The following is a 21696-nucleotide window of genomic DNA, read 5'->3' on the forward strand; positions in this document are numbered from 1 at the left end:
GGGGGGTCATCCGTGGAGGGGAGTATCCCCACGCGGCGGTGTCGTCAGCACGAGGTCCCCGAGGGCCTCCGGTACCGCCGGCCACCTCGACCGAGGCGGTGGGAGAGACCTCAGGCCCGACACGCGGCGCGAGCGCGCCGCAGAGTCACCGGAGGTACCTGTCGTGGACGTCCCCTTCTGGGTCTGGGCGATCACGGTCGGCGCGATCATCGCCATGATCGTGTTCGACTTCGTCGGCCACGTGCGCACACCGCACGCCCCGTCGCTGCGCGAGGCGGCGACCTGGTCGGCGATCTACGTCGCCATCGCCGTCGTGTTCGGCATCGGCGTGTGGGTCTTCGCCGGCGGCCAGTACGGCGGTGAGTACTTCGCCGGTTACATCACCGAGAAGAGCCTCTCGGTGGACAACCTGTTCGTCTTCGTCCTGATCATGGCCAGCTTCGCGGTGCCCCGGGAGCTGCAGCAGAAGGTGCTGCTGTTCGGCATCGCCTTCGCGCTGGTCCTGCGGACGGTCTTCATCCTCCTCGGCGCCGCGGCGATCGAGAACTTCAGCTGGGTCTTCTACCTCTTCGGCGCCTTCCTCATCTACACCGCCGTCGTCCAGGCCCGCGCCAGCGGTGACGAGGACGACGAGTTCAAGGAGAACGGCTTCCTCCGGCTGGTCCGCCGCGTCATCCCGACCACCGAGGAGTACCACTCCGACCGGATGACGACGAAGCTCGACGGCAGGCGGCACATCACCCCGCTGGCCATCGCGCTGGTCGCCATCGGCAGCGCCGACATCCTCTTCGCCGTCGACTCGATCCCGGCCATCTTCGGCCTGACCGAGGAGACCTTCCTCGTCTTCGCCGCCAACGCCTTCTCGCTGCTCGGCCTGCGCCAGCTGTTCTTCCTCATCGACGGCCTGCTCGACCGGCTGGTCTACCTGCACTACGGCCTGGCGGTCATCCTCGGCTTCATCGGCGTCAAGCTGCTCATCCACGCCCTGCACGAGAACGAGCTGCCGTTCATCAACGGCGGCGAGCACGTGACGGCCATCCCGGAGGTGCCGACCTGGCTGTCGCTGGCGGTCATCGTGGTCACCCTGCTCGTCACCACCGTCGCCAGCCTCGCCCGCAGCCGCCGCGACGAGCGGGAGGCCGCGGCCCGCGCCGGCCGCACCGGCACCCCGACGGTGGGCACCACCGGCCCGGGCGTCGCGGGCGAGGTGCGCGCGGACGGCGTCCCCGCCGACAGCGGCGACCGCTCCGTGACCCCGGCGCCGGCCGGGTCGCGCGACCCCGGGGACGGGCGCGGCACCGTCTGACCCCCGCCCGGCGACGGCGCCGGGGAACCTGTTGCCGCCCGTGATCGTCGGGCAGTATCCGAGACACGTCCGCTCCGCGGGACGCCCGACCGGCGTCCCGCGGAGCGGTGCCGGGGGCCGAGCCCGGGCGCCCGCGCCCGCGCCGTCGTCCGGCAGCGCCGGCTCCGCCGGCGCCCGAGCAGGGCGGCGACCGCCGACCCGCTACCGCACGCGACATGGGAGTCCAAACAGATGGGTGTCAGCCTCTCCAAGGGCGGGAACGTCTCGCTGACCAAGGAGGCCCCGGGTCTGACCGCGGTGAACGTCGGCCTCGGCTGGGACGTCAACACGTTCTCCGGTGGCGACTTCGACCTCGACGCATCGGCGATCATGGTCGGCCCCGAGGGCAAGGTCACCCCGGACGACTCGGGCTTCGTCTTCTTCAACAACCTGCGCAGCCCCGACGGCTCGGTGGTGCACGTCGGTGACAACCTCACCGGCGCCGGCGAGGGCGACGACGAGGTCATCCAGGTCGACCTCTCCTCGGTCCCGCCGACCTGCCAGAAGATCGTCTTCCCGGTGTCCATCTACGACGCGGACAGCCGCAAGCAGAACTTCGGCGCCGTCCGCAACGCGTTCATCCGCGTGGTCAACCAGGCCAACGGCGCGGAGATCGCCCGCTACGACCTGACCGAGGACGCCTCGGTCGAGACCGCCATGGTCTTCGGCGAGCTGTACCGCAACGGCGCCGAGTGGAAGTTCCGCGCGGTGGGCCAGGGCTACGCCTCCGGCCTGCGCGGCATCGCCCAGGACTTCGGCGTCAACGTCGGCTGACCCCCGCCGGGCCCGGACCCCCGCGTCCGGGCCCGGCACCCCGGCCGGGTGGCGACGCCGCCCGGCCGGGGCCGCCGCGCTGCGCTGCGCCAGCCCTCGAGACCCGGAGGTCCCCATGGCCGAGCCCGGCCGCCCGTCCACCCCCCGCCCCCGCGGCTGAGCGGCCGCAGCGTGGTCCACGTCCTCACCCGGGGCGGCAACGTCGGCCTGGCCCAGGCCGGCCTGACCGGTCCCGTCGTCGTCACCCTCACCTGGACCCCGGCCCCCGGGGTCGACGCCGACCTGTCGGCCTTCCTCACCACCGGCGCCGGCAGGGTCCGCAGCGACGACGACTTCGTCTTCTACAACCAGCCCTCCGGGGCCGGCGGCGCGGTCCGCCACCTGGGCAAGTCCACCCGCGGCGGCGCCACCGTCGACCAGGTGCGCATCGATCCCGCCGCGCTGCCGCCCGACGTCGAGAAGGTCGTCATCGGCGCCTCCCTCGACGGGGCGGGCACCTTCGGCGGGCTCTCCGGCCTGGCCGTCGAGGTGGGCCCCGAGGGCGGCGCGGCCGCCGTCCGCTGCGAGCTCGCCGCCGGTCCGGAGACCGCCCTCGTCTTCGCCGAGGTGTACCGCCGCGGCGCGGAGTGGAAGGTCCGCGCGGTCGGGCAGGGTTTCACCACCGGCCTGGCGGGGCTGGCCACCGACGTCGGCGTCAGCGTCGACGACGAGCCGGCGACCGCCGCCCCGCAGGCCGCCGCCCCGGCACCCGCGGCGCCGCCGGTGAGCACCCCGCCGGTGAGCACCCCGCCGGTGAGCATGGAGAAGCGCCGGCTGGTCGACCTCGAGAAGAAGCTCGCGACCTCCGCCCCGCAGATGCTCAGCCTGGTCAAGACCGCCGGCGTCAGCCTGGAGAAGCGCGGCCTGGGCGAGCACACCGCGCGGGTCGCCCTCGTCCTGGACATCTCCGGCTCGATGGCCGCCCTCTACCGCGCCGGCGCCGTGCAGCGGCTGGCCGAGCGGGTGCTCGCGCTGGGGCTGCGCTTCGACGACGACGGCGTCGTCGACGTGTTCCTCTTCGGCAAGGACGTCCACCGGCCCGAGCCGGGGCTGCGCCTGGAGGGCCACCAGCAGTACATCGCCGACCTCACCCGGCAGTACCGGCTGGAGTACGACACCCGCTACGGCGCGGCGATGGCCGCCGTCCGGCAGGCCTACTTCGGCGACAGCCGGGAGCGCGTCGAGCCGCAGCCGGCGCAGGTGCCCGTGTACGTCATGTTCCTCACCGACGGCGCGCCCAGCGACAAGGCGGTGGCCACCCGGCAGATCCGGTCGGCGTCGTTCGAGCCGGTGTTCTGGCAGTTCATGGGCATCGGCCCGGAGCGGCAGTTCTCCTACCTGCAGCGCCTGGACGACCTCGAGGGCCGCTACACCGACAACGCCGACTTCTTCGCCGTCGCCCAGGACGACCTCATGGGCCGCCGGCCGATCAGCGACGACGCGCTGTTCGACCGGCTGATGACCGAGTACCCCGACTGGCTGCGCCGGGCGCGCGCCCAGGGACTGCTCCTCCGGTGAGCCGCCGGCTCGCCGGCACCGCAGGACCCACATCCAGCAGCGGGTGGAAGGGAACGACCGTGCGCCACTTCGCGTACCTGACCGACGACGACCGCGACCGGCTGTTCGCCGTCCCCCCGGGGGACGTCGGCCCGGCCACCCAGCGCGGCATGCTCGCGCTGGCCCTCGGCGCCACGCTCTACAGCCCCGGCACCCGGCCGGCGCTCGACGCCGACGCCGAGCGGGCCGCCTCGATCGGCGCCACCAGCGTGGTCTGGTGCCTGGAGGACGCCATCCCGCACGCCGAGGTGCCCGCCGCCGAGGCCAACGTGGTGGCCGCGCTGCAGCGGCTCGACCAGCGGGCCGGCGACGGCGGGGACCTGCCGCTGCTGTTCGTCCGGGTGCGCACCCCCGAGCAGATCCGCTCGATCGCGCTGGCCGCCGGTCCCGCCCTGCCCCGCCTCACCGGCTTCAGCCTGCCCAAGGCCACCGGCGGCACGCTCGGCCCGATGCTGGCGGCGGTCGCCGAGGTCAGCGCCGCGACCGGCCACCCGCTCTACGGCATGCCGATCCTCGAGACCGCCGACCTGGCCTGGCGGGAGACCCGCGCCGGGGCGCTGACCGCGCTCGCCGAGGTCGTCGAGGAGCACCGCGAGCACGTGCTGTGCCTGCGCGTCGGCGGCACCGACCTGTCGGGGCTGTTCGGCCTGCGCCGCGACCGCGACACCACCATCTGGGACGTCGCCGTCGTCCGCGACTGCCTGGCCGACGTGGTCAACCGCTTCACCCGGGGCGGCGAGCACGTGGTCACCGGCGCGGTGTGGGAGCACATCCCCGGCCCCCGGCTGTTCAAGCCGCAGCTGCGCTCCACGCCGTTCAGCGACCAGCACGAGGGCCCGCTGCGGCAGCGGATGATCGACGGCGACCTCGACGGGCTGATGCGCGAGGTGGCGCTGGACAAGGCCAACGGCGTGCTCGGCAAGACGGTGATCCACCCGTCGCACGTGTCGGTGGTCAACGCGCTGCTCACCGTCTCCCGCGACGAGTACGACGACGCCCTCGAGGTGCTCATGGCCCGCGGCCGCGGCGGCATCGCGGTGTCCGGGCACGGGCGGATGAACGAGGTCGGGCCGCACGCGCTGTGGGCCGAGCTGGTCAGCCGCCGCGCCGCGGTCTACGGCGTGGTCGCCGACGAGGCCGCGCTGGTCGAGCTGCTCTCGGCCGGGCAGCGCCGGCTGGCCGAGGTGTTCGCGGTTGGGGAGGCCCGGCGCTCGTGACGGCGCTCCTGTCGGGTGCCGCGCTGGACGGCACCGTCTCCCGCCTGCTCGACGTCCGCGCGGCGGACCCGGCCGGCTTCGCCGCGCTGTGCGGCCTGGGCCTGCGGGACAACCCGCGCCGCGCCCACCTGGTGGTCTCCCGGGTGCTGGGCAAGCACGTGCCGGTCGCGCCGGACGCCGTCCTCGGCGCCGGGGCGGCGGTGGGGGACGCCGTGGCCGCCGTCCTCGGCGACGACGTCCCCGGCCTGGTCGTCGGCTACTGCGAGACGGCGACCGGCCTCGGCCACGCGGCCGCGGCCCGCCTCGGCGCGGCCTGCCTGCACACCACCCGGCGGGTGCACCCCGGCGTGCCGGTGGCCGCCCGGTTCGCGGAGGAGCACTCGCACGCCGTCGCCCACGCGCTGCAGCCGGCCGGCCCGGTCGGGCTGGACGCCCCCGGGGCGCTCGTCCTGGTCGACGACGAGCTGACCAGCGGCCGCACCGCGCTGAACACCGTCGCCGAGCTGCAGGCCCGCTGGCCGCGCGAGCGCTACGTCGTCGCCACCCTGCTCGACGCGCGCACCGCGGCCGCCCGGTCGGCGTTCGCCGAGCGGGCCGCGGCGCTGGGTGTGCGGGTCTACGTCGCCGCCGTGCTCACCACGGAGCTGGAGCTGCCCGGCGACGTCCTCGAGCGGGCCGCCGCCGCCCGCGCCGCGCTGCCCGGCCCCGCGCCCGCACCCGCCGGTGCGCCGGGCGCCGTCGTCCGCCACGGGGGCCTGTGGCCGGCCGGCGTGCCCACCACCGCCCGGCACGGCCTGACCCCCGCCGGCACGGGACGGCTGCACGCGGCCGCCGACGCCGTCGCCGCGGCACTCGCACCCGCGCTGGCCGGCAGCCGCGGTGTCCTGGTGCTCGGCACCGAGGAGCTCATGTACGCGCCCACCGTGGTCGCCGCCCGGCTGGCCGGCCGACTGCCCGGCGTCCCCGTCACCACCCAGTCGACCACCCGGAGCCCCGTGCACGCCGCCGACGACCCCGGCTACGCCCTGCGGCGCAGCCTCGCCTTCCCCGCGCCCGACGACCCGTCGCGGCTGTCCCGGGTGCACAACCTGGCCGACCCGGCCGCCGTCCCCGCCGCCGGCCGGTGGGCGGACCTGCGGGCCGACGACGTCGTGGTCGTCGCCGACGCGCCGGCCGCCGACTGCGCGCCGCTGGCCGAGGCGCTGCGCCCGTTCGCCGCCCGCGCGGTGCACCTGGTGCCCGTGCCGGTCGCGGAGCCCGCGCCGTGACCGCGGCGGCGGCCCTCGCGCCCGCCGTCCCCGGCCGGTTCGGCTCCTACGCGCCCGAGGAGGTGACCTGGCTGCTCACCGACCTGTCGTCGGTCGCGCTGGAGCGCGGCACCGAGGACCGCGAGGAGGCCATCCAGTCGGGCACCCACTACTCGGAGATGCTGCCGGTCGAGTACCAGCCCGACGCGGCCTACCTCGCGCTGTTCGACGCGGCGCTCGAGGCCTCGGCGGGCCGGCTGGCCGACGCCGTGGCCCGGGTCGGCGAGCTGGTGTGGGACGCCGCGGCCGCGCACGGGCAGACCCCGGTGCTCGTCTCGCTGGCCCGTGCCGGGACGCCGATCGGCGTGCTGCTGCGCCGCTGGTACCGCGCCTCCCGGGGGGTCGACGTGCCGCACTACACGATCTCGATCATCCGCGGCCGCGGCATCGACGAGGTGGCGGTGGCGCACGTGCTCGCCCGGCACCCGGCGTCGGCGGTGCGCTTCGTCGACGGCTGGACCGGCAAGGGCGCCATCCAGCGCCAGCTCACCGCGGCCGTCGCCGGCTGGGTCGCCGCGCACCCGGAGGACGCCGCCCTCGACGACCGGCTCGCCGTCCTGGCCGACCCCGGCGGCTGCACGGAGCTGCACGGCACCCGCGACGACTTCCTCATCCCGAGCGCCTGCCTCAACAGCACGGTGTCGGGGCTGGTGTCGCGCACGGTGCTGCGCGACGACCTCATCGGCCCCGGCATGTTCCACGGCGCGAAGTACTACGCCGAGCTCGCCGGGTCCGACGTGTCGGCGCGGTTCGTCGACACCGTGGCCGCCGCCTTCCCGGCCGCCCCGCCCGCCGACGACGTCCCGGCCGGCGCGCGCACGCCCACCTGGGCCGGCTGGACGGCGGTGGAGCGGATCGCCGCCGAGCACGGCATCGCCGACGTCCACCTGGTCAAGCCCGGGGTCGGGGAGACCACCCGGGTGCTGCTGCGCCGGGTGCCCTGGCAGGTGCTGGTCCGCCCCGACCGGGCCGAGGACCTGCGGCACGTCGCCGCGCTGGCCCGCGCCCGCGGGGTGCCGCTGGTCGACGTCCCCGACCTGCCCTACTCCTGCGTGGGGCTGATCCGGCCGGTGGGCCGGTGACGGCGGTGCTGCCGGCGACCCTGGCCGCGGTCGACCTCGACCGCACGCTCATCTACTCCGCCGCCGCGGCCGGGGACACCGCGGGCCTCGAGGTCGTCGAGCACCTCGACGGCGCCCCGCTGTCGCACGCCACCCCGGCCTCCTGGGCGCTGCTCGCCGAGCTGGCCGGCCGGGCGCTGGTCGTCCCGGTGACCACCCGCACCGTGGCGCAGTACGAGCGGGTGCGGCTGCCGCTGCTGCCCCGGTACGCGCTGTGCGGCAACGGCGGGGTGCTGCTCGTCGACGGCGTCCGCGACCCCGGCTGGGACGACTGGGCGGCCGGCGTGGCCGGGCGCGCGGCGCCGCTGCCGGAGCTGCTCGGCCTGCTCGAGGCGGTGGCCGGGCAGCCGTGGGTGCGCACCGTGCGCGCCGCGGAGGACCTGTTCTGCTACCTCGTGGCGCACTCCCGGGCCGGCATCCCGGAGGACTGGCTGGCCGGCACCGCGGCCGCCGCGTCGGCCGCGGGCGCCACCCTGTCGGTGCAGGGCCGCAAGGTGTACCTCGTGCCGGCCGGGCTGTCGAAGGCCGCCGGGCTGCTCCGGCTGCGCCGCCTGCTCACCGCCGGCGGGGCCGCGCCGCGGCTGCTGTGCGCCGGCGACAGCCTGCTCGACGCGCCGATGCTGCTGGCCGCCGACGCCGCCGTCCGGCCCGCGCACGGCGAGCTGCACGAGCAGGGCTGGACCGGCGCCCGGGTCGCGGTCACCGCGGCCACCGGCGCCGCGGCCGGCGAGGAGATCGTGCGCTGGCTGCTCGACCGGGCCTAGTCGGCCCGGGCGGTGCGCACCAGCCCGGCCAGCCCCCGCTCGATCGAGGTCGCCTCGCGCAGCACCGCGCCCACGTCGGGCCGCTCGGCGCGCGCGGCCTCCTCCAGCGGGGGCAGCCGCCGGGCGAGCTCCTCGAAGGTGCGGCGGAAGCGGCGGGCCCGCTCTTCGGGGAGGCCCGCGAGGAACCGGCGGGCGTCGACCAGCGCGCGCTGCACGTCGCCGAGCAGCGCCCGGGGGTCGGCGGCCACCGCGTCGAGCTGCTCCAGGCGCCCGGTGGCCGCGCGCACCTCGTCGTCGACGCGGCCGGCCGCGGTCCGCACCTGGGCGAGCAGCGCGGCCGCGGCGGGGACGTCGAGCACCGGGGCGGCGAGGACGCCGTCCAGGCCGGCCAGGGCGGCGTCGACCTCGCGCAGCGCCTCGGCCGCCCGCTGCGGCGCCCGCTCGACGTCGGCCCAGGCCGAGAGCGGGTAGCGCCGCCGCAGCTCGCTCATCACCGGCGCCAGCCGCTCGTGCCGGGTGCCCAGCGCCTCCCGCCGGGTGTGCACCGAGGCGGCGCCGCGGCGCACGTCGGCGGCGCGGCCGGGCAGCGCCCGGGCCCGCTCGGCGACCGACGCGGCGGTCCGCCGCGCCTCCTCGGCGGCGCTGCCGGCGGCGCCGGCGCGGCGGGCGGCCAGCTCGGCCTCCGCCCTCGCGGCCGCGGCCCGGGCACCGGCGAGGGCGGCGTCCAGCGCGGGGTCGGCCAGCCCGGCGGCGGTGGCCTCCCCGAGCGCGGCGCGGGCGGCGGCGACCGCGTCGCGGGCCGCGGAGAGCGTGCGCGTGGCCCCGGCGCGGGCGCTCGAGGCGGCGGTGAGGGCCTCGCCGTACTGCTCGCGGAAGCGCAGCACCTGGGCGAGCACCTCGCGCAGCGCGTCGGCCGCCCGGCCCAGCTCGGCGGTGGCCGCGCGGGCCGGTCCGGACTCGGTCGCGGCGTCCGCGTCATGGTTGGAAAGCGCCTGCAGATAGTGTCCAATGACCGCGTCGGCGTGGGCGGAGAGGTCCCGCCAGTCACGGGTCAACGAGTCGGGGGCGGATGCGGCGTGCTGGGCCCGGCCTCCGCGCGCAACAGCCGCCGCGGTCTCCTCCGCACGCTCCTCGGCCACGGCCACCGCGTCCGGCAGGTCGCTGAGCGCCGCGTCGAGCTCCAGCATCGCCGCGGCCGCCGCCTCGCGCGCCGCGGCCGCCCGGCGCCGGGCGGCGTCCGCGTCGCGACGCCACCAGCGGGGAGCCGCACCGGAACCGAGCCCGGCCATCAGCGCCTCCCGTTGCCGTCCGCCGGCGGCCTCCGCGCCCCGGCGGCCTGTGGATACCACGTCGGGCGGCTCCCCGTCGGGCTGTTCCCCGGCCGCGCGGACGGCGGGAGGCGCCCCGGCCGCTGACCCGGCGTCCCGCCCCCTCGCGAGGGGAGCGGGGAACACCGCCTCCCCGGGTCGCGTTGACACCCCGACCCGGGTTCCCGGCCGACCCCGGCCCGGTCGACCCCCAGTCGTCGCCGCCCGGACCCCTCCGGCGGTGGAGAGGAACCCCCCTGATGCTCCGCTACTTCGGCTTCTCCGTCTTCCTGACGGTGGCCGCACTCGTCACCGCCGTGTTCTTCGGCGGCCCGGCCGCCCTGCTCGCGGTCGCCGTCCTCGGTGTGCTCGAGGTCTGCCTGTCGTTCGACAACGCCGTGGTCAACGCCAAGGTGCTGCGCCGGATGAGCCCGCTGTGGCGCAAGCTCTTCCTCTACGTCGGCATCTTCATCGCCGTGTTCGGCATGCGGCTGCTGCTGCCGGTCGTGCTCGTGTCGATCACCGCGTCGCTGTCGATCCCCGAGGTCTGGGACCTCGCGCTCACCGACCAGCAGGCCTACGGCGAGAACGTCGAGGCCGCCGCGGAGGCCATCTACACCTTCGGTGGCATCTTCCTGCTGATGATCTTCCTCAACTTCCTCTTCGACGAGGAGCGGGAGATCCACTGGCTGGCCTGGATCGAGCGGCCGCTGGCCAAGGCCGGCAAGCTGCCCTACCTCGCGGTGGTCATCGCGCTGGCCGTCATCTACGTCGGCTCGCAGATCGCCGCCGACGACAAGTACGCCACCGTGCTGGTCTCCGGCATCGCCGGCCTGTTCACCTACCTGCTCATCGGCGGCATCAACGAGATGCTCGAGGCGCCGGGCGGCGACGACGAGGACGACGTGACCGCCACCGGCGAGACCGCCTCCTCCGGCGCCGGGGCCGGCGGGACGGCGACCAAGGCCGTCGCGGGCGCCGGCCTGGCGGCGTTCCTCTACCTCGAGGTGCTCGACGCGTCGTTCTCCTTCGACGGCGTCATCGGCGCGTTCGCCATCAGCAGCGACATCTTCATCATCGCGCTGGGCCTGGGCATCGGCGCCTTCTGGGTGCGGTCGCTGACCATCTACATGGTCGACAAGGGCACCCTCGACGAGTACCGCTACCTCGAGCACGGCGCGATGTGGGCCATCGGCTTCCTCGCCGCGATCATGATCCTCGAGCTCAAGTTCCACATCAGCGAGTACGTCACCGGCCTGACCGGCCTGCTGTTCATCGTCGCCGCGGTGATCAGCAGCGTTGTCGCCACCCGCAAGGAGCGCGCCGAGGTGCCCTCCCGCGCCGCGCGGGAGCGCGACGAGGTGACCGTCGGTCGCTGACCGGACGGCTCGACCGGCGGCCCCGGGGCACCGGCCCCGGGGCCGCCGCTGCGTCCGCGGCGCGGGACCTACCGTCGCGCCGGGGAGCCCGATACGGTCCCGCGCGGTCCCCGACCCGTCCCGCGAGAGGAACCCGTGGCACTGCTCACCGCGCACAAGCGCGTCCTGCACGCCGACCTGCAGGGCGACCGCATCCGGGCCGCCAGCGGCTCGATGGTCGCCGTCGAGGGCAACGTCGAGTTCACGAGCGCCGGCATGGGCGGTGGCGGCGGCTTGCGGGCGGCGCTCAAGCGCGCCGTCGCCGGGGAGAGCCTCTCGCTCATGGACTGCGCCGGCCACGGCCGCGTCCACCTCGCCCTCGACGCCATGGACGTGCTCGTCGTCGACCTGGCCGGCGACACGCTCACCGTGGAGAGCGAGCACATCCTGGCGCACACCGAGCAGCTGCGCCTCGACGTCCAGTTCGCCGGCCTGCGCGGCGTCACCAGCGGCCAGGGCCTGGCCACCACCACCGTCACCGGGCACGGCCAGGTGGCGCTCGTCTCCGAGGGCCCGGTGATGGCGCTGGAGGTCGCGCCCGGCCAGGACCTCGTCGTCGACCCCGACGCCTACGTCGGCTCCCGCGGCCAGCTGTCGATGAACCTGGTCAGCGGCGTCTCGTGGAAGTCCCTCGTGGGGGAGGGCTCCGGCGAGCCCTTCTCCCTCCGCTTCACCGGGCACGGCCTGGTGCTCGTCCAGTCCTCGGAGCGCTGACCCGTGCCGTTCGAAGAGGTCAACAGCAAGGTCGTGCGCGCGCGGGTCAGCCCGGCGTCACCGGTGCTCGCCCGGCGGGGCGCGATGCTCGGCTACTCCGGGCAGGTGACCTTCCGCCCGGTCCACGGGCAGGGTCGCGGCATCGGCGGGTTCGCCGGCGCGGCGCTGTCGGGGGAGTCCAACCCGATGATGGCCACCGAGGGCCAGGGTGAGGTGCTCTACGGCTACAAGGGCCTGCACGTGACGGTGCTCGAACTCGACGGCGGCGCGCCGCTGGTCTGCGAGGCCGACCGGCTGCTGGTGCACGACGCGGGCCTGCAGACCAGCGTGCAGTTCCTCGGCTCGGGCGGGATCAAGCAGGCGATCGGCGGCGCCATGACCGGGCAGGGGCTGTTCACCACCAACGTGCACGGGCGCGGGTCGGTGGCGCTGCTGTCCCACGGCGGCGCGTTCCCGCTGCAGCTCAACGGCACCCAGGTCGGCGTCGACCCGCAGGCCTACGTCGGGCACGTCGGGCAGCTCACCGTGGACCTCGCCGCCAAGGTGGGCTTGCGCGACGTGGTCGGCCGGGGCTCCGGCGAGGCCTTCCAGCTGCGGATTGGCGGCTACGGCACCGTGTACGTGCAGGCCAGCGAGCAGAAGTTCTGAGGACGGCGACATGACGTACCCGCCCGGCAACCCCTACGGCGGCCAGCCCGGCCCCGGCGGCAACCCCTACGGCCAGCCCCAGCCCGGCTACGGCCAGCCGCCTCCCGGGTACGGCCAGCCCTCGCCCGGCTACGGCCAGCCCCCGCCCGGGTACGGCCAGCCCCAGCCGGGGTACGGCGGGCCGCCGCAGCCGGCCGCCAGCCCGACCGGGACCACGCTGAACCCGCGGACCCTCCCGGACGACGACAACGTCAACCCCTACGTCTTCTGCGTCTCGCTCAACGGCGACTGGTTCATGAGCAAGGGCGCGATGCTCGCCTACTACGGCGACGTGCGCTTCGAGGCCGTCACCGAGTACTCCTCGGTGCAGGGGTGGGTGGCCGCCCGCTTCTCCAGCCCGGTCTACGTGCAGGACTGGGTGGTGGCCACCGGGCACGGCAAGGTGCTCATCGGCGACCGCGGCTTCGACCTCAACTCCTACGACCTCGACGACGGCAACCTGACGATCAAGGCGGGCAACCTCTGCGCGTTCTCGCCGCAGCTGGAGCTCAAGCAGTCGATCGTGCCCGGCTTCGTCACGCTCATCGGCACCGGCAAGTTCATCGCCTCCTCCAACGGGCCGGTGATCTTCGTCGAGCCGCCGTTCCGGGCCGACCCGGAGGCGCTGCTGGGGTGGGCCGACTGCCCGTCGCCGTCCGTGCACCACGACGCGCAGTGGATGACGCAGAACATCCGCGCCATGATCTCCGGCGCGCTGGGCCGGGCCTCGGGCGAGGAGCGGCAGTACGACTTCACCGGGACGGGGACGATCCTCCTGCAGTCCTCCGAGGTGGCCCGGGAGGACCCGGCGGTGCTACGACTGGTGGAGTCGCAGACCCAGCTGCTCACCGACAGCCAGGCCGGCTCGCTGGGCCAGCGGCTCATCGCCCGGGCGCAGCAGCAGCACTGAGCGGCGGCTCCCCACCCCGGCGCGCGTCCCGGGGCGGGGAGTCACCGCTCCACTACCCTGGGGGACCCATGCGGCCCGCCGACCTCGCCCTGCTGCGCACCCCGGGCGTGCCGGCCGTCTCCCCGGACGGGCGGATCGCCGTGGTCGCCGTCGAGCGGCCCGACCCGGGCACCGACGGGTACCGCGCCCAGCTGTGGGCCGTGCCCACCGACGGCTCCGCGCCGGCCCGGCCGCTCACCTCCGGCGCCCGCGACTCCGCCCCCGCGTTCTCCCCGGACGGCCGCTGGCTGGCCCACCTCTCCGCGGCGCCCGGCGAGCCCGCGCAGCTGCACCTGCTGCCCACCGCCGGCGGGGCGCCGCGGCGGCTGACCGACCTGCCGCTGGGCGCCGGTGTCCCGGTCTGGTCGCCCGACTCCCGCCGGCTGGCCTTCGCCGCCCGCGTGCCCGGGCCCGGCGCCGGGACGCCGCGGCTGCTCACCCGCCTGCCGCTGCGGCCCGACGACGGCCCGCCCCGCCGCCTGTTCGTCGTCGACCTGCCCGGCGACCCGGACGACGACGCCGTGCCGCTGCCCGCGCCGCGCGCGGTGACCGACGGCACCGGGGACGACGTCGACGTCGCGTGGTCGCCCGACGGCGGCACGCTGGCCTTCGTCTCCGCCCGGCACGCGCGCGCCGGCCGCGACCTCGTCCGCGACGTCTACCTGGTCCCGGCCGCCGGCGGGGAGCCGCGGCGGGTCACCCGGGGCCGCGGCGAGTGCCGGCTGCCGGCCTTCGGGCCCGACGGCCGCAGCCTCTACGTCACCGCCCGCCCCGACCTGGGCCCGGCCGGCCTGGAGCTGGGGGCCGGCGGGCCGACGCTGTGCCGCGTGCCGGTCGCCGGCGGGGTGCTCGAGCCGCTGCTGCCCGACGCCCGCGCCGACGAGGCGCCCGCGACCGTGCTGGCCGGCGGTGCGGCGCTGCTCGGCGTCGCCCGGCGCGGGGCGGTGGAGCTGCTGCGGGTGCCGCTGGACGGCGGGCCGGCCGAGACGCTGGTCGAGGGGCCGTTCACCGTCCGCGGGGTCGCGGCCGCCGGCGGGGTCGTCGTCGCCACCGTGGCGCACGACCGGTCGGCGGGTGAGCTGGTGGCGCTCACCCCGGGCCGGCGGCGGCTGCTCACCGGCTTCGGCCGCGCGCTGGGCGCCACCGGGCGGCTGCACCGGGCGACCGGTCTCGAGGCCCCCGCCGGCGCGCGGGTCACCGTCCCCGGCGGTCCCGGGCCGCACCCGGTGCTGCTGGTGCTGCCCGGCGGCGGGTGGTGCCTGCGCGAGGACGTCCAGGTGCTGGTGTCGGCCGGCTACGCCGTCGTCCAGGGCGACCCGGACGACGTCCCCGCCGCGACCGCCCTGCTCGACGCGGCCCTCGACGGGCGTCCGCTGGACACCGGCCGGGTCGGCGTCCTGGCCGCCGGGGAGGCGGCCGGCGCCGCGCTGCGGTGGCTGGCCGGACCCGGCCGCGTGGCTGCCGCCGTGGTCGAGCGTCCTCCCTCCGGCAGCCTGCCCGACGACCTCGACGCGCTGCGCGCGCCGCTGCTGGTCGTCGCCGCCGAGGACGACCGCGACTGCCCGCCCGGGGAGGGGCCGCGGCTGTTCGCCGCGCTGCAGCGGCGCGGCGTGCCCAGCGAGCTGCTGCTCCTGCCCGGGGACCGGCCCGGCGACCGCGCGGCCCGGCTCGAGCACCTGCTGCGCTGGTGGGACCGGTGGCTGCCGGCCGACCAGGGCGCCGAGCGGGCGTGCGCGCCGGCGTCGACGGGCACCGGTCCCGAGGGTGGCCGGGCCCCCTAGGGTCGGGGGGACACGTCCGCAGCTCGGAGTGCAGGGACCCCTGCGGGGTGACCTGCGAGGAGGGCTCCCTTGGTCGACTACACGAAGCGCCCCAAGTCCCCGGCGCAGCCGCCCCCCCAGCCGCCGCCGGCGCAGCCGTACGGGCAGCCGCCGCAGCAGTACGGCCAGCAGCCGCCGCCCCCGCAGGGGAGCGGCGTGAACATGAGCAAGGTGTCGCTGACCAAGTCGGCGCCGTCGGTCTCGCTGACCAAGACGGCCGGCACCACGGGGATCCTGCGGGTCAACCTCAACTGGAACTCCAGGCCGGGGGGCGCGGGAGGAGGCGGAGGGGGCTTCCTCAAGCGGCTCGCCTCGGCCGCCGGCGGAGGTGCGATCGACCTCGACCTCGGCTGCCTCTACGAGTACGCGGACGGGTCGAAGGGTGTCATCCAGGCGCTGGGCAACGCCTTCCGCGGGCAGCACACGATGGGCAACGGGCAGTCGATCGCGTGGCTGGACGGCGACGACCGGTCCGGGCGGAACACCGGTGGCGAGAACCTGCTGGTGGACCTGCAGCACACGCAGCTCATCCGGCGGATCCTGGTCTTCGCGCTGATCTACGAGGGCGTGCCCAACTGGGGCCAGGCCGACGCCGTGGTCACGATGTTCCCGGCGAACGGGCCGCAGATCGAGGTGCGCCTCGACGAGCACGACCCCCGCGCCCGGATCTGTGCGATCGCGATGCTGGAGAACCGGGGCGGCGAGCTCGTCGTCAACCGCGAGGTGCGCTACGTACACGGCGGCCAGGACGTCCTCGACCGCACCTACGGCTGGGGCATGGACTGGACACCCGGCCGCAAGTGAGGTGAGCGGACGACGACGGAGGGGGTCCCCGTGGGAGAGCGCCGGCTGCCCCGCTGGTCCGAGCTGAGGGAACTGGCCCGCCCGCGCCCCCGCGTCGGCGACGCCACCGACCGCCGGCTGGCCGGCGCGGCCGACATCGGCGACCTCCGCGAGCTGGCCCGCCGGCGGGCACCGCGGGCCGTCTTCGACTACACCGACGGCGCCGCCGGGGCGGAGATCAGCCTGCGGCGCTCCCGCGAGGCGTTCCAGCGGATCGAGTTCCGGCCCAGCGTGCTGCGCGACGTCTCCGTCGTCGACCCCTCGACCGTGCTGCTGGGCCGCCCGTCGGCCCTGCCGCTGGCGTTCGCGCCGACCGGCTTCACCCGGCTCATGCACGCCGAGGGGGAGAGAGCGGTGGGCCGGGTGGCCGAGCGGGTCGGCATCCCGCACGCCCTGTCCACCATGGGGACGACGACGATCGAGGAGCTGGCGGCCGCCGCGCCCGGGGTGCGCCGCTGGTTCCAGCTGTACCTGTGGCGCGACCGGGAGGCCAGCGCCGCGCTCGTCGAGCGGGCCGCCGCGGCCGGGTACGAGGCGCTGGTCCTCACCGTCGACACGCCGGTGGCCGGGCCGCGGCTGCGCGACGTCCGCAACGGCTTCACCATCCCCCCGGCGCTGACCGCCCGCACCGTCGCCAACGCCGCCGTCCACCCCCGCTGGTGGATCGACCTGCTCACCACCGAGCCGCTGCAGTTCGCCTCGCTGCGCTCGTGGGGCGGCACGGTCGCCGAACTCGCCGACCGCGTGTTCGAGCCGGCCGCGACGCTGGACGACGTCCGGGCGCTGCGGGCGACGTGGGCGGGCGCGCTGGTGGTCAAGGGCGTGCAGACGGCGGAGGACGCGCGGGCGGTCGTCGACGCCGGGGCCGACGCGGTCGTCGTCTCCAACCACGGCGGCCGCCAGCTCGACCGGGCACCCACGCCCCTGGAGGAGCTGCCCGCGGTGGTGCGGGCGGTCGGCGACCGCGCCGAGGTCTACCTCGACGGCGGCATCCTGGACGGCGCCGACGTGGTGGCCGCCGTCGCCCTGGGCGCCCGCGGCTGCCTGGTGGGCCGGGCCTACCTCTACGGGCTCATGGCCGGCGGGGAACGTGGGGTGCAGCGGGCCGCCGACATCCTGACCCGGGAGATCGTCCGGACGCTGCAGCTGCTCGGCGTGCCGTCGGTCGCCGAGCTGACGCCGGACCGGGTGCGGCTGCGCGGCTGAGCCCGCCGGTTTGCCGCACCGCCTGCGGGGTTCCTAGGGTGCGGCGATGGACGTCGTCGAGGTCGTTCCCACGTTCGAGCAGTACGCGTTCACCTTCGGCGGCGTCGCCCCCCTGATGCGGATCAGGCCCGGCACGGCGCTGCGGGTCTGGTCCGACGACGCGTTCTGCGGCGCGCTGCAGAAGCCCACCGACCTCTCCGGCGAGAAGGTCGACCTGCGCTTCGTCAACCCGCAGACCGGTCCCTTCCACGTCGAGGGCGCCGAGCCGGGGGACACCCTGGCGCTGCACTTCGTCGCCATGGAGCCGGCGCGGGACTGGGGCGCCTCGGCGGCCATCCCGTTCTTCGGCGGGCTCACCAGCACCGACCGGGTGGCCACGCTGCAGGACCCGCTGCCGGACACCACGTGGATCTACGAGCTCGACCGCGCGCGCAACACGGTGACCTTCGCCGCCCGGCACACCGACCTGGAGATCGCGCTCCCCGTCGAGCCGATGCTCGGGACGGTCGGCGTCGCCCCTCCCGGCGGCGAGGTGCGCAGCTCGCTGGTGCCCGAGCGGTTCGGCGGCAACATGGACACCCCGCAGATGCGGCCCGGCGCCACCTGCTTCCTCGGCGTGAACGTCGAGGGCGCACTGTTCTCCGTCGGCGACGGGCACTACCGGCAGGGCGAGGGCGAGGCCTGCGGCACCGCCGTCGAGGGCGCGATGACCACCACCCTCGTCGTGGAGCTGATCAAGGGCGGCGCCCCGCTGTGGCCGCGGATCGAGGACGACACGCACTGGATGACCGTCGGGTCCAGCCGTCCGCTGGAGGACGCATGGCGGATCGGCCAGGTCGAGCTGGTGCGGTGGTTCGGCGAGCTCTATGGCCTGCACCCGATGGACGCCTACCAGCTGCTCTCGCAGATCACCGAGGTGCCGATCGCCAACGTGGTCGACGCGAACTACAGCACCGTGGTGAAGGCCCGCAAGTCGCTCCTGCCCCGGGCGAGCGCCTACGGCGGGCTGCACGACGACCTCCGCCGCCGCGCGGCGTCCCTGCTCTGACCTCAGGAGGATCCCCGTGGACCTGCAGCTCACCGGTGCGCGCGTGCTCGTCACCGGCGGCACCCGCGGCATCGGCCGCGCCGTCGTCGAGGCCTTCGTCGACGAGGGCGCCGTCGTGGAGTTCTGCGCCCGCGACGCCGCCGAGATCACGGCGACGGAGCAGGCGATCGCCGAGCGCGGGGGCCGGGCGACCGGCGCGCAGCTCGACGTCCGGGACGGGCCGGCGCTGACCAGCTGGGTCGAGGCCGCCGCCGGCCGGCTCGGCGGGCTGGACGCCGTCGTCGCGAACGTCAGCGCGCTGGCGGCCGGACCGGGGGAGGAGAACTGGTACACCTCCTTCGAGGTGGACCTCATGCACACGGTCCGGCTGGCCACCGCCGCCCTGCCGCACCTGGAGGCCGGCGGCCGCGGCTCGATCGTCGCCGTCTCCAGCGTCTCCGGTCGCGAGGCCGACTTCGCCGCCGGCCCGTACGGGACGATGAAGACCGCGATCGTCGGCTACGTCTCCGGGCTGGCGTTCCAGCTGGCCGGGCGCGGGGTGCGCGCCAACGTCGTCTCGCCGGGCAACACCTATTTCCCGGACGGCTTCTGGCAGAACATTGAGCGCGGGGACCCCGAGCTGTTCGCCGCGGCCCTGGGGCTCAACCCGACCGGCCGCATGGGGACGGCGGAGGAGATGGCCCGCGCCGTGGTCTTCCTGTCCAGCCCGGTGTCGAGCTTCACGACCGGCACCAACCTCGTCGTCGACGGCGCGCTCACCCGCGGCATCCAGCTCTGACCGGGCTGCCGGTGTCCCTCAACGGCCCACCATGGGGCGTGTGTGGTCACGCCGCGCGCTTCACTCACCACTGTTGACGGTCCGTTGCCGCCACGCCGACGACAGCTCCGCCGCTGCGGTAGTCGTTGGCGAAGCCCCTCTCCGGCGGCACCATCCGCACCGTCACCCAGAGAGGAGGCGCCATGCCTCGGTACCTGTTCACCGGCAAGTACTCCCCGCAAGGCTCGAAGGGGCTCCTCGCAGGCGGCGGTACCGCTCGCCGGGCTGCCATCGAGAAGATGGTCTCGGACGTGGGCGGTCGCGTGGAGAGCTTCGACTTCGCCTTCGGATCCGATGACATCTACACGATCGTCGACCTGCCCGACGCCCGGACCGCGACTTCCATCTCCCTCACCGTGAACGGCAGTGGCGCCGTCAGCCTGCGCACGGTCGTGCTCATGACCCCCGAGGAGGTCGACGCCGCGGGTCAGGTGCAGCCGAACTACCAGCCGCCCGGCTCCTGAAGATCTCGAGGTACGACTCCGTTCCTCGCGCCGCTCACCGGTGCGGGAACAGCTGCGCCGATCCGCGATTGGGTGACGGTCTTGTCACTCTGAGTCTCTCCACTGGGCGGGATGGGGCTGATGGGGGCGTGGTGCTCACCAGCCCCGGGCGCGCCACTCCGGGAGGGACGGCCGCTCGGCGCCCAGCGTCGTGTCCTTCCCGTGGCCGGGGTAGACCCAGGTGTCGTCGGGCAGCGCGCCGAACAGCCGCTCCTCGACGTCGGCGAGCAGGCTCGTGAAGTCCTCCGGCGACCAGGTCTTCCCGACGCCGCCCGGGAAGAGGCTGTCGCCGGTGAACACGTGCGTGCCGGCGTCACCCGGGCCGCGCCAGACCAGCGCGATGCTGCCCGGCGTGTGCCCGCGCAGGTGCACCACCTCGAGCACCTCCGCGCCGACCTCGACGGTGTCGCCGTGGGCGACGGTGCGGTCCACCGGCACGGGCAGGTCGCCGGCGTCGGCGGCGTGTGCCACCGTCCGCGCCCCGGTGGCCGCCACGACGTCGGGCAGCGCCCGGTGGTGGTCCCAGTGCCCGTGCGTGGTGACGACGGTGCGCAGGTCGGTGTCGCCGACGAGCGCGCGCAGCGTGTCGGGCTCGGCCGCGGCGTCGACCAGCAGCGCCTGCCCGGTGGCGGTGTCCCGCAGCAGGTAGGCGTTGTTGGCCATCTCGCTGACCGCGACCTTGCTGATCGTGAGGCCGGGCAGCTCCCGCACGTCGGCCGGGCCACCCACCTCGACGTCGCCGGTGTAGCTCATCGGGCCTCCGTTCGGAAAGTGTCGGCGACCGTGGTTACGGTCGCGGTCATGGACGCTAGCGGAGGTCCGGGCGGCGCCCGGGTCGTCGGCCTGCCCGCCACCGGGCTCGCCGCCCGGGTCCGCTCCGGGGAGCTCTCCGCCGTCGCCGTCGTCCGCGCGCACCTGGCCCACCTCGCCGACGTCGAGCCGCGGATCGGCGCGTTCCGCGTGGTCCGCGCGGAGGCGGCCCTGGCCGAGGCGGCCGCGGTCGACGCGCACCCCGACCGGGCGTCGCTGCCGCTGGCCGGCGTCCCGGTCGCGGTCAAGGACAACGTCGCGGTCGCCGGGGAGACCGCCACCGACGGCGGCGCGGTGACCGGGGCGCGGCCCGCCGCGGCCGACCACCCGGTCGTCGCCCGGCTGCGGGCCGCCGGCGCGGTCGTCGTCGGCATCACCCGGATGCCCGAGCTGGGCCTCTGGCCCACGACGGACGGCCCGGGCACGGTCACCCGCAACCCGTGGGACACCGCGCTGTCGCCGGGCGGCAGCTCCGGGGGGAGCGCCGCCGCCGTCGCGGCCGGCGTCGTGCCCCTGGCGCAGGGCAACGACGGGCTGGGGTCGCTGCGCCTGCCGGCCGCGGCGTGCGGGGTGGTGACGCTCAAGCCCGGCCGCGGCGTGCTGCCCGCCGGGGTGGGCGCCGACGACTGGTCGGGCATGGTCGCCAACGGCGTGCTGGCCACGACGGTCGCCGACGTCGCGCTGGGCACCGCCGTACTGGCCGGGGAGGTCCCGGCGCCGCCCGCGGACCCCGGCCGGCCGCTGCGGATCGCCGTCAGCCGGCGCTCGCCGCTGCCCGGCGTGCGGCCCGACGGGCCCGCCCGCGACGCGGTCGAGCGGACGGCGCGGCTGCTGCGCGACGCCGGGCACGTCGTCGTCGAGCGCGACCCCGTGGTCCCGCCGGGCGCCGCGCTCGGCGGGCTCGCCCGCTGGTTCGCCGGCGCGGAGGACGACGCCGCGGCCCTCGGCGTCGACCGGTCGGCCCTGCTGCCGCGCAGCCGCACCCACGCGCGGCTGGGCCGGCTCGCCCGCCGGGCCGGCCTGGTCCGGCCCGCCACCGCCGAGCGGTTCCGCGAGCGGACGGCGGCCTTCTTCGCCGACTCCGACCTCGACGTGCTGCTGTCGCCGATCACCAACGGCCCGCCGCTGCCCGCCCGGCCGTGGCACGAGCGGGGGTTCCTCGTGAACGTCGGCGCCGCGAGCCGCTGGGCGGCGTGGGCGCCGGCCTGGAACCTGGCCGGGGTGCCGGCGGCCGTCGTGCCCGCCGGCACGCGCGCCGAGGGGTCGCCGCTGGCGGTCCAGCTGGTCGGCCCCCCGGGCAGCGAGACGCGACTACTCTGGCTGGCCGGGGAGCTGGAGCGCCGGCAGCCCTGGCGCCGGCACGCGCCGGTCTTCGACCCCGCCCGCGGCGGAGCCGGTGCCGGAGCGCCGTCCCCGGCTCCCGCCTGAGCTGCTGTTCCCGCCGGCGACG

General features: G+C 76.2%; 20 protein-coding genes. 18 read left to right on the top strand and 2 right to left on the bottom strand.

Features of this window, described 5'->3' with window-relative positions; all coding sequences use genetic code 11:
* The first annotated feature begins 163 nt into the window (after positions 1-163).
* The 7 genes from LY71_RS08840 (at position 164) to LY71_RS08870 (ending at position 8124) form a co-directional block, all read left to right on the top strand.
* Positions 164-1306 carry a TerC family protein gene (locus LY71_RS08840; RefSeq protein ID WP_146146089.1) on the top strand — a complete coding sequence of 381 codons (1143 nt, stop codon included), beginning with the start codon at positions 164-166 and terminating at the stop codon, positions 1304-1306.
* Between the two features lie 231 nt (positions 1307-1537).
* The gene (locus tag LY71_RS08845) at positions 1538-2119 is read left to right on the top strand and encodes a TerD family protein (protein WP_106276612.1); all 582 of its coding nucleotides are present in this window, start codon (positions 1538-1540) and stop codon (positions 2117-2119) included.
* A 171-nt stretch (positions 2120-2290) separates the two neighbouring features.
* A complete protein-coding gene (locus LY71_RS08850) occupies positions 2291-3676 on the top strand; it encodes a VWA domain-containing protein (RefSeq protein WP_170121282.1) in 1386 nt (461 codons plus the stop codon).
* Between the two features lie 59 nt (positions 3677-3735).
* Positions 3736-4932 carry an HpcH/HpaI aldolase/citrate lyase family protein gene (locus LY71_RS08855; RefSeq protein WP_106276614.1) on the top strand — a complete coding sequence of 399 codons (1197 nt, stop codon included), beginning with the start codon at positions 3736-3738 and terminating at the stop codon, positions 4930-4932.
* Entirely contained in the window at positions 4929-6200 is a 1272-nt protein-coding gene (locus tag LY71_RS23710) for a phosphoribosyltransferase domain-containing protein (protein ID WP_211297224.1), read from the top strand. The genes LY71_RS08855 and LY71_RS23710 overlap by 4 nt, the downstream gene beginning before the upstream one ends.
* Complete coding sequence (locus tag LY71_RS08865) at positions 6197-7321, top strand: cysteine protease StiP family protein (RefSeq protein WP_211297225.1); 1125 nt, start codon at positions 6197-6199, stop codon at positions 7319-7321. Before LY71_RS23710 ends, LY71_RS08865 begins: the two co-directional genes overlap by 4 nt.
* Entirely contained in the window at positions 7318-8124 is an 807-nt protein-coding gene (locus tag LY71_RS08870) for an HAD family hydrolase (RefSeq protein WP_211297226.1), read from the top strand. The genes LY71_RS08865 and LY71_RS08870 overlap by 4 nt, the downstream gene beginning before the upstream one ends.
* Here the strand turns inward: LY71_RS08870 and LY71_RS08875 are convergent.
* Positions 8121-9473, bottom strand: a complete 1353-nt coding sequence (locus tag LY71_RS08875; protein ID WP_146146090.1) for a hypothetical protein — start codon at positions 9471-9473, stop codon at positions 8121-8123. The two genes, LY71_RS08870 and LY71_RS08875, sit on opposite strands and share 4 nt — an antisense overlap.
* Before the next feature lie 218 nt (positions 9474-9691).
* Here LY71_RS08875 and LY71_RS08880 point away from each other — a divergent pair, with 218 nt between their 5' ends.
* From LY71_RS08880 to LY71_RS08925, 10 genes are all read left to right on the top strand, one after another.
* Positions 9692-10810: a DUF475 domain-containing protein gene (locus tag LY71_RS08880; protein WP_211297227.1), complete on the top strand. Its 1119-nt coding sequence runs from the start codon at positions 9692-9694 to the stop codon at positions 10808-10810.
* 135 nt (positions 10811-10945) lie between these two features.
* Positions 10946-11563 carry an AIM24 family protein gene (locus tag LY71_RS08885; protein ID WP_106276617.1) on the top strand — a complete coding sequence of 206 codons (618 nt, stop codon included), beginning with the start codon at positions 10946-10948 and terminating at the stop codon, positions 11561-11563.
* A gap of 3 nt (positions 11564-11566) precedes the next feature.
* Positions 11567-12211, top strand: coding sequence for an AIM24 family protein (locus LY71_RS08890; protein ID WP_106276618.1), 645 nt, complete (start codon positions 11567-11569; stop codon positions 12209-12211).
* 10 nt (positions 12212-12221) lie between these two features.
* Positions 12222-13160: an AIM24 family protein gene (locus LY71_RS08895; protein ID WP_211297228.1), complete on the top strand. Its 939-nt coding sequence runs from the start codon at positions 12222-12224 to the stop codon at positions 13158-13160.
* A 68-nt stretch (positions 13161-13228) separates the two neighbouring features.
* Positions 13229-14980, top strand: coding sequence for an alpha/beta hydrolase family protein (locus LY71_RS08900; protein WP_106276619.1), 1752 nt, complete (start codon positions 13229-13231; stop codon positions 14978-14980).
* 69 nt (positions 14981-15049) lie between these two features.
* Positions 15050-15823, top strand: a complete 774-nt coding sequence (locus LY71_RS08905) for a TerD family protein (RefSeq protein WP_106276620.1) — start codon at positions 15050-15052, stop codon at positions 15821-15823.
* Between the two features lie 30 nt (positions 15824-15853).
* Entirely contained in the window at positions 15854-17068 is a 1215-nt protein-coding gene (locus LY71_RS08910) for an alpha-hydroxy acid oxidase (RefSeq protein WP_106276621.1), read from the top strand.
* A gap of 46 nt (positions 17069-17114) precedes the next feature.
* Positions 17115-18116 (top strand): acetamidase/formamidase family protein, encoded by a 1002-nt coding sequence (locus tag LY71_RS08915; protein ID WP_106276622.1) that lies wholly within the window; start codon positions 17115-17117, stop codon positions 18114-18116.
* A 16-nt stretch (positions 18117-18132) separates the two neighbouring features.
* Positions 18133-18894: an SDR family NAD(P)-dependent oxidoreductase gene (locus tag LY71_RS08920; RefSeq protein WP_106276623.1), complete on the top strand. Its 762-nt coding sequence runs from the start codon at positions 18133-18135 to the stop codon at positions 18892-18894.
* A 182-nt stretch (positions 18895-19076) separates the two neighbouring features.
* On the top strand, positions 19077-19397 hold the full coding sequence (locus tag LY71_RS08925; RefSeq protein ID WP_106276624.1) for a GYD domain-containing protein: 321 nt from the start codon (positions 19077-19079) through the stop codon (positions 19395-19397).
* Positions 19398-19532: 135 nt separating this feature from the next.
* Here the strand turns inward: LY71_RS08925 and LY71_RS08930 are convergent, their stop codons facing one another.
* The gene (locus LY71_RS08930) at positions 19533-20189 is read right to left on the bottom strand and encodes an MBL fold metallo-hydrolase (RefSeq protein ID WP_106276625.1); all 657 of its coding nucleotides are present in this window, start codon (positions 20187-20189) and stop codon (positions 19533-19535) included.
* A 48-nt stretch (positions 20190-20237) separates the two neighbouring features.
* Here LY71_RS08930 and LY71_RS08935 point away from each other — a divergent pair, with 48 nt between their 5' ends.
* Positions 20238-21674, top strand: coding sequence for an amidase (locus LY71_RS08935; protein ID WP_106276752.1), 1437 nt, complete (start codon positions 20238-20240; stop codon positions 21672-21674).
* Positions 21675-21696 lie beyond the last annotated feature (22 nt).

This window comes from Geodermatophilus tzadiensis, from assembly GCF_003002915.1.
Lineage (GTDB): Bacteria > Actinomycetota > Actinomycetes > Mycobacteriales > Geodermatophilaceae > Geodermatophilus > Geodermatophilus tzadiensis.

What these genes read in the sequence shown, in the direction of transcription:
- LY71_RS08845 (WP_106276612.1), top strand. Translation starts at nt 1,538, where the DNA reads ATGGGTGTCAGCCTCTCCAAGGGCGGGAACGTCTCGCTGACCAAGGAG.
- LY71_RS08880 (WP_211297227.1), top strand. Translation starts at nt 9,692, where the DNA reads ATGCTCCGCTACTTCGGCTTCTCCGTCTTCCTGACGGTGGCCGCACTC.
- LY71_RS08895 (WP_211297228.1), top strand. Translation starts at nt 12,222, where the DNA reads ATGACGTACCCGCCCGGCAACCCCTACGGCGGCCAGCCCGGCCCCGGC.
- LY71_RS08900 (WP_106276619.1), top strand. Translation starts at nt 13,229, where the DNA reads ATGCGGCCCGCCGACCTCGCCCTGCTGCGCACCCCGGGCGTGCCGGCC.
- LY71_RS08915 (WP_106276622.1), top strand. Translation starts at nt 17,115, where the DNA reads ATGGACGTCGTCGAGGTCGTTCCCACGTTCGAGCAGTACGCGTTCACC.
- LY71_RS08925 (WP_106276624.1), top strand. Translation starts at nt 19,077, where the DNA reads ATGCCTCGGTACCTGTTCACCGGCAAGTACTCCCCGCAAGGCTCGAAG.
- LY71_RS08930 (WP_106276625.1), bottom strand. Translation starts at nt 20,189, where the DNA reads ATGAGCTACACCGGCGACGTCGAGGTGGGTGGCCCGGCCGACGTGCGG.
- LY71_RS08935 (WP_106276752.1), top strand. Translation starts at nt 20,238, where the DNA reads ATGGACGCTAGCGGAGGTCCGGGCGGCGCCCGGGTCGTCGGCCTGCCC.